The 14,158-nt window shown below is 48.3% G+C and carries 13 protein-coding genes; 1 reads left to right on the top strand and 12 read right to left on the bottom strand.

Features of this window, described 5'->3' with window-relative positions; translation table 11 throughout:
- Nucleotides 1–155 precede the first annotated feature (155 nt).
- The 6 genes from nfsA to BV405_RS13030 form a co-directional block, all read right to left on the bottom strand.
- Nucleotides 156–878 (bottom strand): oxygen-insensitive NADPH nitroreductase, encoded by a 723-nt coding sequence (gene nfsA / locus BV405_RS13055; protein WP_086481335.1) that lies wholly within the window; start codon nt 876–878, stop codon nt 156–158.
- Nucleotides 879–1,076: 198 nt separating this feature from the next.
- Nucleotides 1,077–1,730, bottom strand: a complete 654-nt coding sequence (adk, locus tag BV405_RS13050; protein ID WP_086481334.1) for an adenylate kinase — start codon at nt 1,728–1,730, stop codon at nt 1,077–1,079.
- 275 nt (nt 1,731–2,005) lie between these two features.
- Nucleotides 2,006–2,683: a LysE family translocator gene (locus BV405_RS13045; protein ID WP_176330157.1), complete on the bottom strand. Its 678-nt coding sequence runs from the start codon at nt 2,681–2,683 to the stop codon at nt 2,006–2,008.
- A 199-nt stretch (nt 2,684–2,882) separates the two neighbouring features.
- On the bottom strand, nt 2,883–4,850 hold the full coding sequence (gene aceF / locus BV405_RS13040) for a pyruvate dehydrogenase complex dihydrolipoyllysine-residue acetyltransferase (protein WP_086481333.1): 1,968 nt from the start codon (nt 4,848–4,850) through the stop codon (nt 2,883–2,885).
- Nucleotides 4,851–4,986: 136 nt separating this feature from the next.
- A complete protein-coding gene (aceE, locus tag BV405_RS13035; RefSeq protein WP_086481332.1) occupies nt 4,987–7,653 on the bottom strand; it encodes a pyruvate dehydrogenase (acetyl-transferring), homodimeric type in 2,667 nt (888 codons plus the stop codon).
- A 431-nt stretch (nt 7,654–8,084) separates the two neighbouring features.
- Complete coding sequence (locus BV405_RS13030) at nt 8,085–9,017, bottom strand: ROK family protein (protein WP_086481331.1); 933 nt, start codon at nt 9,015–9,017, stop codon at nt 8,085–8,087.
- 92 nt (nt 9,018–9,109) lie between these two features.
- Between BV405_RS13030 and BV405_RS13025 the strand changes: the two genes are divergently transcribed.
- A complete protein-coding gene (locus BV405_RS13025) occupies nt 9,110–9,670 on the top strand; it encodes a D-sedoheptulose-7-phosphate isomerase (RefSeq protein ID WP_086481330.1) in 561 nt (186 codons plus the stop codon).
- Between the two features lie 79 nt (nt 9,671–9,749).
- On the opposite strand, the gene BV405_RS13020 is transcribed toward BV405_RS13025, so the two are convergent.
- From BV405_RS13020 to BV405_RS12995, 6 genes are all read right to left on the bottom strand, one after another.
- Complete coding sequence (locus tag BV405_RS13020; protein WP_086481329.1) at nt 9,750–10,313, bottom strand: CBS domain-containing protein; 564 nt, start codon at nt 10,311–10,313, stop codon at nt 9,750–9,752.
- A 37-nt stretch (nt 10,314–10,350) separates the two neighbouring features.
- Entirely contained in the window at nt 10,351–10,638 is a 288-nt protein-coding gene (locus BV405_RS13015) for a hypothetical protein (protein WP_086481328.1), read from the bottom strand.
- A gap of 99 nt (nt 10,639–10,737) precedes the next feature.
- Nucleotides 10,738–11,730 (bottom strand): lipoyl synthase, encoded by a 993-nt coding sequence (gene lipA, locus BV405_RS13010; protein ID WP_217895659.1) that lies wholly within the window; start codon nt 11,728–11,730, stop codon nt 10,738–10,740.
- Nucleotides 11,731–11,766: 36 nt separating this feature from the next.
- Nucleotides 11,767–12,360, bottom strand: coding sequence for a lipoyl(octanoyl) transferase LipB (lipB, locus tag BV405_RS13005; protein WP_245832325.1), 594 nt, complete (start codon nt 12,358–12,360; stop codon nt 11,767–11,769).
- 90 nt (nt 12,361–12,450) lie between these two features.
- Complete coding sequence (locus tag BV405_RS13000) at nt 12,451–12,720, bottom strand: HP0495 family protein (RefSeq protein ID WP_086481325.1); 270 nt, start codon at nt 12,718–12,720, stop codon at nt 12,451–12,453.
- A gap of 240 nt (nt 12,721–12,960) precedes the next feature.
- Entirely contained in the window at nt 12,961–14,127 is a 1,167-nt protein-coding gene (locus tag BV405_RS12995) for a D-alanyl-D-alanine carboxypeptidase family protein (protein WP_086481324.1), read from the bottom strand.
- Between the last annotated feature and the right edge of the window lie 31 nt (nt 14,128–14,158).

Genomic DNA, 14,158 nt, shown 5'->3' with positions numbered 1-14,158 from the left:
CTGAAAATAAAGTAAAAAAGTTTCAAAAAAACTGAATATTTTCAGAACGATGCAGCCAAGCCCCTGTAAACACGGGGGCTCACAACACAACAAACGACAGGCACAAAAAAGCCCGACACCTAACGGTGTCGGGCTTTTCGGTTAACTCCGAAAACTCATTTCTTAGCAAACCCCTGCTTATTCAGCGAACTCAACATAAACGGGCGTGCTTCTTTACTCAGAATGTTTGAGATTTGATCTGACCACGACTGCTCCAACTTGCCGCCAGTTCGCACATCGTAATAATCACGCATGGTCGCGTCATAATCCGCCAACTTATTCTGATCTAATTCCTGATAACCATCTGTATGCAAAACAATGTCAGCAGGCAAGCGTGGTTTCAGCGTAGGATCCTGATCGGGGTAGCCTAAGCACATACCAAACATCGGAAACACATTTTCCGGCAGATTCAATAATTCACAGACCTTATCCGGATTATTCCGAAGCCCGCCGATATACACGCCACCAAGCCCCAGCGACTCAGCCGCCAACAAACAGTTTTGCGCCATAAGAGCAGAATCAACAGCGCCAATTAGTGTTTGCTCAGCAAACCCGAGCTTGGCATCAGGTTTAATTTGCTGGTGACGATTAAAATCAGCGCAGAAAATCAGAAACTCTGCAGCAGATGACACATAAGCTTGCCCACCTGCGTACTCAGCCAATAACTCTCGTTTGTTTGAATCAACGATACGAAGAATACTGACACACTGAATATTGCTTGATGAAGATGCTGCCCGAGCACAATCAATCAGAGTTGTTAATGTTTCGGCTGCAATGGACTGATCGGTAAACTTACGAATGGAGCGGTGTGCAAGAATAGTCTCAATGGTGTGATTCATGATGAAACCTGTTTGTTAGCCCATGATTCAGCTGCCAATAACAGATTTAGGGGGAATGAAACTTCGCCCATAAAAAAATCCGGCTCGCTGATAATAATCAGAGAATACCGGATTTCTTTAAGGCTCTCTAATACTTGTACTTCTTACCCCCCAATTAAGGAATCATAAGCAAAGTATCAGATCGCAGATCAACAACTCTTAAGACAGAGCTGCGAATACTTTTTCACGAATATCATCAACACTGCCTACACCAGCAATGTGAGTATATTTCGGAGCTTCTGCAGCGCCAGTTGCTTCCCAGGACTTGTAGTAATCAACCAGAGGAGCTGTTTGATCGTGATATACGCCCAGACGGTGACGAACAGTTTCTTCTTTATCATCTTCACGCTGAATCAGATCTTCACCAGTTGCATCATCTTTGCCTTCCACTTTTGGCGGATTGAACACAACGTGGTAAGTACGACCGGAAGCAGGGTGAACGCGACGGCCACTCATACGCTTAATGATCTCTTCGTCTTCAACGGCGATCTCTACAACATGATCCAGCTGAACACCGGCTTCCTTCATAGCATCAGCCTGAGGAATGGTGCGCGGGAAACCGTCAAACAGGAAACCTGCTTTACAGTCATCCTGGGCGATACGCTCTTTTACCAGGGAGATAATCAGATCGTCGGATACCAGACCACCGGTTTCCATGATCTCTTTTACTTTAAGACCCAGCTCAGAACCTTCTTTAACCGCTGCACGCAGCATGTCACCGGTAGAGATCTGAGGAATACCAAATTTCTCACAGATAAACTGAGCCTGAGTACCTTTACCAGCGCCTGGAGCGCCCAACAAAATTAAACGCATGGAGTAATGCTCCCTTAATGTAATTATTAAATCGTTTATTCTTTTTAATCAGATGTCCTGCATCCTACATCTGATCTGTAATCTTTATCGGTCAGATTGCTACTTTGCCTGAACCACGACCAAGGCTTTGATCACGATAAAACAACCTGAACCACCAGAAGGTAGCAGACTCATCAGTCAAAACTCTGGCAAATTGAGGAACGACAATACCCGTCCACAAGTGCAAAGACAAGGATACATTCGTTGTAGCCGACATACATTCGTTTGATTTATTTCTAGCTACGATCCATAGCCAGTTTAAGCCCAAATGCAACCATAACACCGCCAATAACACCATCAACAGCCCGCATTACAGAGCCCTTTAGCAGCCATACCGATGCTCTGCCAACCATCAGAACGATCAGCAACTGCCACACATTTGCTATAGCAAAATGAACACCTGCTAAGAAAAGGGATTTTACCATTGCAGGCTCTCCGTGCTGAATAAACTGAGGCAAAAAAGCCATATAAAACACAATGGTTTTAGGGTTCAGTACATTACTCAGAAAACCTTCGCGGAATGACCTCCATACAGAGACCTGAGCTTCAGAAGTCGATTCTTCTAACGCTTGTCCCAACGATGAGCTGTGATTTCGGGCGAGCGCCGAACTTAGACTCTTATAACCCAACCAAATCAGATAAAGCGCACCGACTAATTTCAGTGCTGTAAACAAATAGGCTGACTGCAGAAGTATGAGCGAGATCCCGCCTGCTGAAATCACTGCATGAACAAAGAGGCCAAGACAAATCGCAAAGCTGGTAACTGCACCATCCCTGAAACCACCACGCAAGGTATTGCGGATCACAACAAGGGTATCAACCCCTGGCGACATCGTTAGCAGGGTGATCGCGATCAGAAAGGCAATAAAGCCGCCATCCAGACTAATTCCTATTGATAGCAATAAATCCAACATATTTTTTCCTCAGCCTGTTTGCGATTAAAAGCGATATTAGCTGAGATCCCGTATGACTGACGAGTACAAAAAATACCGAGGAAGCATTTCGTTGAGGTAAAAAAACAAAAAGGCGGTATTCCGAAGAATACCGCCTACAGGCACAACTAACCCGAAGGTTAATAATGGAGTTTCGTCAGCTACAGAGCCGGCACAGCTCTTACATCAGTATCTGACGAATATCAGCGAGAACCGTTGCGATAAACGCGGTAAAGCGCGCGGCATCAGCCCCGTTGATCGCCCGGTGGTCGTACGAAAGCGACAACGGCAGCATTTGCCGTGGCACAAAGTCACTTCCATTCCACACAGGCTTAATGCTGGCTTTCGATACACCCAGAATGGCCACTTCCGGCGCATTAACAATCGGAGTAAATGCAGTACCACCGATCGAGCCAAGGCTCGAAATGGTGAAACAGCCACCCTTCATGTCATCCGCTTTCAGCTGCTTTTTCTGAGCTCGTGAAGCCAGATCTGCAGTAGCATCCGCCAGTTCCCAGAGAGACTTCTGGTCAACATCACGAACTACTGGCACTAGCAGTCCGTCAGGCGTATCTACCGCAAAACCGATATGAATATATTTCTTCTGAATCAGCTTGTCGCCATCCGGATGCAGAGACACATTGAACTGTGGGTATTTCTGCATTGCATAAGCACAAGCTTTCAGGATGAACGGCAGCGGCGTCAGTTTAGAACCACGTTTTTCCGCTTCAGCCTTCATCGACTTACGGAACTTCTCCAGCTCAGTGATATCCGCTTCATCAAACTGAGTCACATGTGGAACATTCAGCCAAGAGCGATGCAGATTCATCGCACCCGCTTTCAGCAGACGCCCCATCGGCTTCTCTTCGATCTCACCAAACTGGCTGAAATCAACCGCTGGGATCGGAGGAATACCGGCACCACCTGCCGCCGCAGGCGCTGCTTTAGGTGCAGATTTAGCCTGTTGCATCACCTGTTTTACGTAAGCCTGAACGTCTTCTTTCAGGATACGGGAGCGAGGGCCGCTCGGGGTAACATCTAATAGGTCTACACCAAACTCACGGGCAATCATGCGTACCGCAGGGCCGGCGTGTACTTTACCGGTTTTACGGCCACTCTCAGCGGATGCAACTGGTGCAGCTACCGGAGCAGAAGCCGCAGGCGCTACTGCCGCAGCCGTCTGAGTAGGAGCAGATGCCGCTGCAGGTGCTGCTGCCTGAGCAGGAGCCGCCTCCATAACTTCCATCACACCAACCAGATCACCCTGATTTACCGTCTGACCTTCAGTGATAAAGAACTCGACCAGCTTGCCTTCGAAAGGAGCCGGAATTTCCATCGTTGCTTTATCCGTTTCCAGAACGAAGAGCGCGTCTTCTTCCTGCAGATCTGCACCTGCAGCAACAGACACTTCGATAACAGGTACATCATTGTTACCACTCAGATCCGGAACAAAAATTTCTTTGCGCACAGGACCTGCTGCAACAGGAGCAGGGGTTGGTGCAGCTACCGGAGCTGCTGGTTCTGCCGGAGCGGCTGCGACAGGAGCCGCTTCAACAACAGCGTCCCCTGCGGTTTCCACGCGCAGAACCGGAGTACCTTCAGATACTTTGGCTCCGGTTTCCACCAGAATCTCAACCACCTTACCCGCTACCGGAGAAGGTACTTCCATTGAAGCCTTATCCGACTCCAGTACGATGATGGAGTCTTCTTCAGCGATTTCATCACCAACAGAAACGCTGATCTCAATAACTTCTACTTCACCGTCATCACCGATATCCGGCACATTAACGGTCTGCACAGAAGGGGCTACCGATGCAGCTGCAGGAGCAGCCTGAGGTGCCGCCTGAACAGGGGCTTCCGCTACCGGCTCAGATACCGGTGCTGGCTCTGCTGGTGCTTCAGTTGCACCACCTTCAATTTCCAGCTCAAGAATATCGTGACCTTCAGATACCTGATCACCAACATTCAGTTTGATCGCTTTCACAACACCGGATTTAGGACTCGGTACGTCCATAGATGCTTTATCAGATTCCAGTACGATCAGAGAGTCTTCTGCTTCAACACGGTCGCCCACTGCAACACAGACCTCGATGACCTCAACATCAGAATCTCCGCCAATATCCGGCACTTTGATGATTTCAGTACTCAAAGCTCTCGCTCCTATTCGATTGGTTTGGCCCGGTAATAAAGGGATGAATCCGGGCCAACACTATTACCTGTTAATAACGCTTGGCTGTTAAATCAGGGCGGATTTGCTTACCGCCCCAGCCTCAAACTGACGGCTATTAACAGGTCAGTGGGTCACATTTTTCCGGGTTGATGTTGTACTTCTTGATCGCTTCAGCAACCACTTTACGCTCAACTTCACCACGATCTGCCAACGCTTTCAGTGCTGCTACAGCGACAAAGTAGCGGTCAACTTCGAAGAAGTGACGCAGCTTCTCACGGGTATCAGAACGACCAAAGCCATCGGTACCCAGTACACGGTAATCGGTCGGGATAAAGCTACGAACCTGATCAGCGTGCAGTTTCATGTAGTCAGTCGATGCGATAACAGGACCCTTACGGCCTTTCAGGCAAGACGTGATGTACGCTTCTTTCTCATCAGCTTCCGGGTTCAGGAAGTTATGACGATCAACAGACAGACCATCGCGACGCAGCTCGTTGAAGCTGGTTACGCTCCAGATATCCGCATCTACACCGAAGTCAGCTTTCAGCAGTTCAGCACCTGCAATTACTTCACGCAGAATAGTACCGGAGCCCATCAGCTGAACCTTCAGCTTGCTCTCGCCACCTTCCTGCAACAGGTACATACCTTTCAGGATACCTTCAGCAGCACCTTCCGGCATTGCTGGCTGCTCATAGTTCTCGTTCATCGCTGTCAGGTAGTAGAAGCAGTTCTCCTGATCCTGATACATGCGACGCAGACCATCCTGAATGATCACGGCCATCTCATAAGCGTAAGCCGGATCATAAGTAATACAGTTCGGAATAGTGCCCGCCAGAATATGGCTGTGACCATCCTGGTGCTGCAGACCTTCACCATTCAGCGTTGTACGACCAGCAGTACCACCTACCAGGAAGCCTTTCGCCTGAATGTCACCTGCCAGCCAGGCGATATCGCCGATACGCTGGAAACCAAACATCGAGTAGTAGATGTAGAAAGGAATCAGAGCATAGTTATGGTTGCTATAGCTGGAACCTGCTGCAACCCATGCAGACATAGCACCTGCTTCAGAAATACCTTCTTCAAGGATCTGACCTTTCTTGTCTTCCTTGTAGTACATGATCTGGTCAGCATCTTCAGGCTTATATTTCTGGCCTTCAGAGGTGTAGATACCCAGCTGACGGAACATACCTTCCATACCAAAGGTACGGGCTTCGTCAGGTACGATAGGAACAACACGCTCACCAATCTGCTTGTCTTTTACCAGACCGGACAGAATACGAACAAAGGCCATTGTCGTAGAGATTTCACGACCGTTGGAGCCTTTCAGCTGAGCATCAAAAATCTTGTCATCCAGACCCGGGATTTGAAGTGGCTCAAAGCTCTTACGGCGTGCAGGCAGATAACCACCCAGACGCTCGCGCTGGGCCTGCATGTACTGCATTTCAGGACTGTCAGATGCTGGCTTGTAGTAAGGAACTTCTTCCAGCTGCTCATCCGTCAGAGGGATACCGAAACGATCACGGAACTTCTTCAGGCCCGCCATCTGCAGAGACTTCACAGAGTGGGTATCGTTCTTCGCTTCACCATCTTCACCGATACCGTAACCTTTAACGGTATGGGCCAGAATCACGGTTGGCTTACCTGTGGTGTTAACCGCTTCATGATATGCGGCGTAAACCTTGTACGGATCGTGACCACCACGGTTCAGACGATAGATGTCTTCATCAGACATATCCTTAACCATATCAGCCAGTTCTGGGTATTTGCCGAAGAAGTGTTCACGCGTATACGCGCCACCTTTCTGCTTGTAGTTCTGGTATTCGCCGTCAACAGCTTCATCCATGCGCTTCTGCATGATGCCTTTGTTGTCGCGCTCAAACAGTGGATCCCAGAAACGCCCCCAAACAACCTTGATAACGTTCCAGCCAGCACCGCGGAATACGCCTTCCAGCTCATCCATAATACGGCCGTTACCACGAACCGGACCATCCAGACGCTGCAGGTTACAGTTAATCACGAAGATCAGGTTATCCAGCTTTTCACGACCAGCCAGAGAGATGGCACCCAGAGTTTCCGGCTCATCACACTCACCATCACCCAGGAAAGCCCAGATCTTACGGTCATCCATCGGCTTCTTGCCGCGGCTGTCCAGATACTTCATGACGTGGGCCTGATAAATCGCGCCCAGAGGGCCAAGACCCATAGATACTGTTGGGAACTGCCAGTAGTCCGGCATCAACCAAGGGTGAGGATAAGATGACAGGCCATCACCATCTACTTCCTGACGGAATTTATCCAGCTGATCTTCACTCAGACGACCTTCCAGGAAAGAACGGGAATAGATTCCCGGTGCGGTATGACCCTGGATGTAAACCAGATCACCTTCGAAATCATCTTTAGGTGCACGGAAGAAATAGTTAAAGCCCACGTCATACAGCGTAGCGCTGGACATGAAACTTGAGATGTGACCACCAATACCAGGGTTCTTCTTGTTCGCGCGCATCACCATAGCGATAGCGTTCCAACGAATCACAGAGCGGATACGACGCTCCATGAACAGATCACCCGGCATACGAGCTTCACGGTGAACCGGGATAGTGTTGCGGTGTGGTGTAGTGATAGAGAAAGGGGGCTGAGCACCCTCACGACGTAAACGGTTACCCAGTTCGCTCAATAGAAACTGAGCACGATCTTCTCCCTCGCGATCCATCACAGAATCCAGCGAATCTAGCCATTCCTGGGTTTCTATCGGATCAAGATCTGCTCGTGTATCCAGACTCATATTATCAACTCTCCGCATTTTTCCGATTCAGCCGAGTCACAGATCATGTGACGGTTCCTGTCCTCATGCTTTGTACAGCACTTGTAGTTTATTTACACCAGGAACATTTCGGACTTTTTAATCTGAAGCAAAAAATTCAGGCTTTTAACTGAAGTTTTGCGACCATTTCATATCGCGAGTGCGAAATGATTTAAAGAACTGCAGACCCACGATAGCCGGTCTGTCTTTAATCACACTGAAGCCAGCAATTTTGTGGCCGGCCAGTCAGTTTTGTAAAAATACTACAAAAAAAAATTAAAGACAAAAATTAGAGTGGATAAGACCCACCTAATTGGTCACTCTTAAGACAAAGGTAGCAGAAAAAAAGACAGTTAGGCGAATTCACCACTATCTGACCGGCAACTCACTACAAAGGGTAATCAGGTATAGTTTTAGCGTATCGTTAGCCAAGCCGCCCCTCTCACTCCACTGGAATCGCCATACATGGGAAGTTTAATTCGCGTTTCCACTGAGTCTGAAAAGACAAACTCAGGCAGATATTGTTCAACTTTCTCACGAAGCCCACTGACGTTACTCATACCGCCACCGAGTACTACGGAGTCAGGATCAAGAATATTGATCACAACCGACAAAGCTGCGGCCAGCTGGCGACTGTAGATATCAATCGCCTTAAGAGCGACATCATCTTTCTGATCCAATAGCAGAGCAATATCACGGGCACTGACCTCAGCATCAGTGACAACTCCCCGTTCAGCTTTCAACTCCAGATAGCTTCTCGCAAAACCAGGGCCAGATAAATAAGTCTCAACACAGTTGTCTTTACCGCAATAACAGGCTCGTTTTTTACCTTCAGACAGTACCGATACAGGCAAAGGGTTATGCCCCCACTCACCTGCAATACGGTTTATCCCACGCAGAGCTTTCTTATCAACAACAATGCCTCCGCCGACACCTGTGCCCAGAATGACACCAAAGACTACCCCGTCGATATCAGCACTGCCATCAACCGCTTCTGAGAGCGCAAAACAGTTGGCATCATTAGCCTGAACAACCTGTTTACCAAGCCGCAACTCAAGGTCTTCAACCAGCCTTTGACCATTTAAACAGGTCGAGTTGCAGTTCTTCATTGCACCTGTCTTTGCAGAAACAGCTCCCGGAGTACCCAGACCAAATGCATTGAAAGTACCAAATTGACTCTCAGCTCTCTCCACCAACTGAGTTATCGCATCCAGAGTGGCTAGATAATCATCTTTCGGTGTATCTATACGCTCCCGAAACAGAATCTCGCCTGAACTTGCCGTACTTCTGCCACGCAACACCGCCGCTTCAACTTTTGTTCCACCAAGATCGATTCCCAGATACATTTTGTTGCGCCTCAATGCCAGCAACTAACTGCTGCAGGCTTTAATCTATTGTACAATTCATCACTCTGAATTTTCTTACTCAGGTATACGTTATGAGCTTTTTGGCTGCCTTACAACGCCACATGGACGCCCTTAGCCAGTTGAAAGGGCTTGAGAGTCAAATCCAGCAACTTGCTGACAAAGTAGAAGATTCGATTCGCAAGGGCGGCAAAGTTATCTTTATGGGCAACGGTGGCAGCGCAGCTGACAGCCAACACCTGGCTGCTGAATTTGTTGTGCGCTATAAGAAAGAGCGCCCAACATTAGCCTCAATTGCTCTTACCACTGATACATCTATCCTGACCGCTCACTCGAACGACTATAGTTATGACACTGTTTTCAGCCGTCAGATGGAAGCTCTGGCCCGCCCGGAAGATATCGTGATAGGTCTTTCCACTTCCGGTAACAGCGCAAACGTAATTGATGCGATCAAAGTGGCCAAAGAAATTGGCTGTTATACCTACGCTTGGACCGGTGAAAGCGGCGGCAAGCTTCTTGATATTGCTAATAGCACACTTCGCATGCCTTCTGCAGAAACAGCTCGTATTCAGGAAGCCCATATGGTTATCGGCCATTGGCTATGTGAAGCGATGGATGAGCGCTTCGCAGGGTAATCTCAAGCTCCCGCTTTTCGCAGATCAAAAAAGCAGCCCGAGGGCTGCTTTTTATTTCCAGAATATCTACAAAACTCTGTTAATGCTTAATCGCCATAAAAATATCGAAGAAGGTCGTAGGCTTCTCAATTTCTAATGGAATGTGCAAGCGACGGGCGATATCGGTTGCAGAGATAAGCCCTCTGATCTGCTCATGCTCACTATCAACCACCAAGCAGTGCTGCTGCCGGTTCTGCTTAAGTGTTTCCAGAACCTGATTGATATTCGCTTCAGCCAGTTCTGAATAATCCAGAGCCATCAAATCCTGCCGAGGAATCATCAGGTGCTGCACCAGCACCTCATCGTGTTTAATCCGCTCTTCGTGCTGAATCTTAAAAAAGTTCTGATCATCCAGTTCATTCAGACTGACAATCCCCACCAACTCACCATCTTTATCTAGCACGACTTTCATTCGAACGTGCGCTTTTCGCATTAAAGATTCAGCATGAACAGCAGCCAGATCTGCCATAACAGACTGAGGAACATGCTTTTTGAAATCAGTGAAGATGGCTAATGCGGGTGCACTCGGGTCCAGATGATTGAACTCTTCAGGGTGAACCAGATGATAGTCGTTACCCACAGGTAATAGTTGTAGTGCTTTCATGACAATGACCTTTTAAAAATGAAAAAAAATAGTTAGATCAGACGGTCACTGCAGGAGGAGCACGAATAGGAGAGTTAGAGGCAGAATGCTCTAATTCAGAAGATAACAAAGGAGCAAAAACAACGGCAGATACAGGCTCTGCAGTTGAATTCGTTTTTTTAGACGGTAAAACAGGATCATCAGAGCCATTATCAGTATCACAAGCTACATCGACCACAACAGCCAACATATCTTCCGACGGCTCATAAGCCTGAATACTGTTTCCTTGGAGAAGCAGTAACAGGAAAAAGCCTAATACGGATAAGGTCAATGAAAAACGATACATAGAGACGTCCCAGCTACCTTTTCATTATCAGCTTAGACAAGAATTTCCGGCACGGCAATAAAAAAAGCCTTTTGCATATTACAAAAGGCTTTTCATTCATTACTTCACAGTCTCGCCGTGAGCCTGCTTGTCCGCATGATATGACGAGCGAACCAGAGGACCTGAGGCAACATGCTTAAAGCCCATCTCTTCAGCGATGACACGAAGTTCATCAAACTCGTCAGGATGAACCCAGCGATCGATTGGCAGGTGATTTTTGGAAGGCTGCATATATTGACCAAGCGTCAGCATATCGACGTTATGGGCACGCAGATCCTTCATCACTTCAACTACTTCTTCTTTGGTCTCGCCAACACCCAGCATAAGACCAGACTTGGTCAGAACATCAGGACAGCGATCTTTGTACTGCTTCAGCAAATCAAGAGACCATTGATAATCGGCACCCGGGCGCACCTTTCGGTATAGAGCCGGTACAGTTTCCAGATTGTGGTTAAACACATCTGGAGGCGTCTGCTCCAGGATATCCAGAGCAACATCCATACGACCACGGAAATCCGGCACCAGCACTTCAATCTCAATACTGTCCATGCGCTTACGGGTTTCGGAGATACAGTCGGCAAAATGCTGAGCACCACCGTCACGCAGATCATCACGATCAACGGAAGTGATCACCACATATTTAAGACGCATATCGGCAATCGCTTCAGCCAACTCACGAGGCTCATCCTGATTCAACGCATTCGGACGGCCATGAGCCACATCGCAGAATGGACAACGACGGGTGCAGATATCACCCATGATCATAAAGGTCGCAGTACCACCATTGAAGCATTCACCCAGATTAGGGCAAGCCGCCTCTTCACAAACCGTGTGAAGCTTGCGGGTACGCAGGGTATCTTTGATACGTCGTACTTCAGGTGTGGCGTACATACGAACTTTCAGCCATTCAGGCTTACGGGGAATCTCTACCGTCGGAATGATTTTTACCGGGATACGGTCCGTTTTATCGGCACCGCGCAGTTTGACACCCTGCTCAACTTTACCGGTTTTTTTCACCACTTTCTGACCGTTGTTCTCATTCACATCGGCCATTGCATCAACGAATTGTGAGCGCGTATCACTCATAGACTAATCCAGCCCCTTCTGTTCTGTGATAGTCGGATTCCCCAATCCCTCGATAAGGTGATTCAGAACCCATTGTGTTGCTTGCTCAGGGGTAACCTGAGGGGCAACTTCTTTAAGCTGTGTCATTCGCAATCCCTGATAACCACAGGGATTGATTCTTAAAAACGGAGACGTATCCATATCCAGATTGAACGCCAGGCCATGGAAGGAACAACCGCGGCGAATTCGAAGCCCAAGAGAGGCGATCTTACACTCCTCACCTTCAATCCGAACATAAACGCCTGGTGCATCAGGCTTGGGATAGGCGTTCACTCCCGCCTGCTTGAGAGACTCAACCACAGCGGTTTCCATCAGCGTGACCAGCTGACGCACTCCAGTCCCCAGACGCTTCACATCCAGCAACAGGTAAACCACCAACTGTCCGGGTCCATGAAAAGTCACCTGCCCACCTCGGTCAACCTGAACCACTGGAATACCTCCGGGTGCCAGCAGATGTTCTTCTTTACCTGCCAATCCCTGAGTAAATACCGGTGGATGCTCCAGCATCCAGATCTGATCCGCATCATCAGGTGTCCGGACATTGGTGTATTCCTGCATCCGTTGCCAGGTTTCCTCATAAGGAACCTGACCCAGGTAGCATACCTTCAGCGCTGGTGCCGACTTCTGTTGTTCAGTCAAAGCAGCCCCTTAGATTACCATCTGGACACGGCCAGTGGCTTTCAGATCTTCAAAGATGGATTTCAGCTGAGGCTCACCGGTCGCAGTAATGGTAACCCGTACTGACTGGAACTTACCGCCACTGCTTTCCTGAATACTGACTGTTGTCTGATCAAAACCGGGGGCATGAACCTCGATAACATCCAGCACAACTTTCTGGAAATCATCACCAGAACGCCCCACTACTTTTAAAGGATAGTCGCAGGGAAATTCAATTTTCGGCGCTTCTTGATTACTCATTCTGTACAACCTTTGAAACCATTAACCGAGACTGATCAGTCAAAAACCAAGCCAAATCAGGCTTACAAATAGCAAAACGGGGCCTCAGGCCCCGTCCTCTTTGCCGGTGAAGTAGCCGGCAAGCAATTAACCAAAGTGCTCGGTATTGTCTTTGGTTTTAACCAACTAATCCAGTTGGTCTTTATCTTTTAATGCTATAACCCGCTATAAAAGCGATATAGGGGTTACTCAGGCAAATTTCTAGTCCAGAAGCCCCATAAAGAAGAGCACGATGCTATCCCACAGACGCTTGAAGAAACCACCTTGCTCCACAGACTCCAGAGCAATCAGCGGGCGCTCAGCCAGAATTTCATCATCCAGGCTAATTTGCAGAACACCCATCTTCTGGCCTTCGCTGATCGGAGCCTTAATCACTTTATTCACATTCAGCTTGGCGGTAAGGCGCTTAGCCTGGCCACGAGGAATCGTAATATCCAGATCATCACGAATACCCAGCTTCACATCTTCCTGCTGGCCGCCCCAAACTTTTGGTTCATTCAGTACATCACCGGCAGAGTACGGCTTCAGAGTCTCAAAATAACGGAATCCATAGGCCAGCAGTTTCTGACTCTCACGGGCACGGGCTTCTTCACTACTGGTTCCCATAACCACAGAGATCAGACGCATATCCCCACGCTTCGCAGAAGACACCAGGCAGTATCCAGCTTCATCAGTATGACCGGTTTTCAGGCCATCAACAGACTTATCACGCCACAACAAACGGTTACGGTTAGCCTGACGAATGCCGTTATAGGTGAAGTACTGCTGAGAATAGACACTGTACAGATCCGGAAAATCATTAATGATGTGATTCGCCAGAATCGCAAGATCATGGGCTGAAGAGTAATGACCCTCTTTTGGCAGACCGGTAGCATTCAGGAACTGGGTATTCTCCATACCCATCATCTGAGCATGCTGAGTCATCAGATCAGCAAAAGCCGCTTCACTACCACCAATATGTTCTGCAACGGCGATACTCGCATCATTACCGGACTGGATGATAATGCCTTTCAGCAAGTCCTGAATCGCAACGAAGTCCCCTTCTTTGATAAACATACGGGAACCCGGAGCCTTCCAGGCTTTAACGCTGACACGTACTTTATCTTCAGGGCTAAGGTTATGCTTGGAGATTTCCGACTCAACCAGATAAGCGGTCATCATCTTGGTCAGACTGGCAGGTGGCAAGCGCTTATCTGCATTATGGTTTACCAGAATGCGGCCGCTGTCAGCATCAATCAGGATGTAGGATTTTGCTGCCAGTTTTGGAGGCGCAGGTATCAGCGCAGCCTGGGCGGTTACCGATAGAAAAAGGCCCAGAATCGAGAAGATGACTACAGCTTTTGCTCGAATTTGTCGGAAAATCCTCATGATGACTAACTCTTAACCTTTATGTGTGCAG

Origin of the sequence: Oceanospirillum sanctuarii (assembly GCF_002150805.1) — a bacterium.
GTDB lineage: Bacteria > Pseudomonadota > Gammaproteobacteria > Pseudomonadales > Halomonadaceae > Oceanospirillum > Oceanospirillum sanctuarii.
The sequence above is the reverse complement of the archived record's forward strand: the minus strand, read 5'-3'. Positions and strand labels throughout refer to the sequence as shown.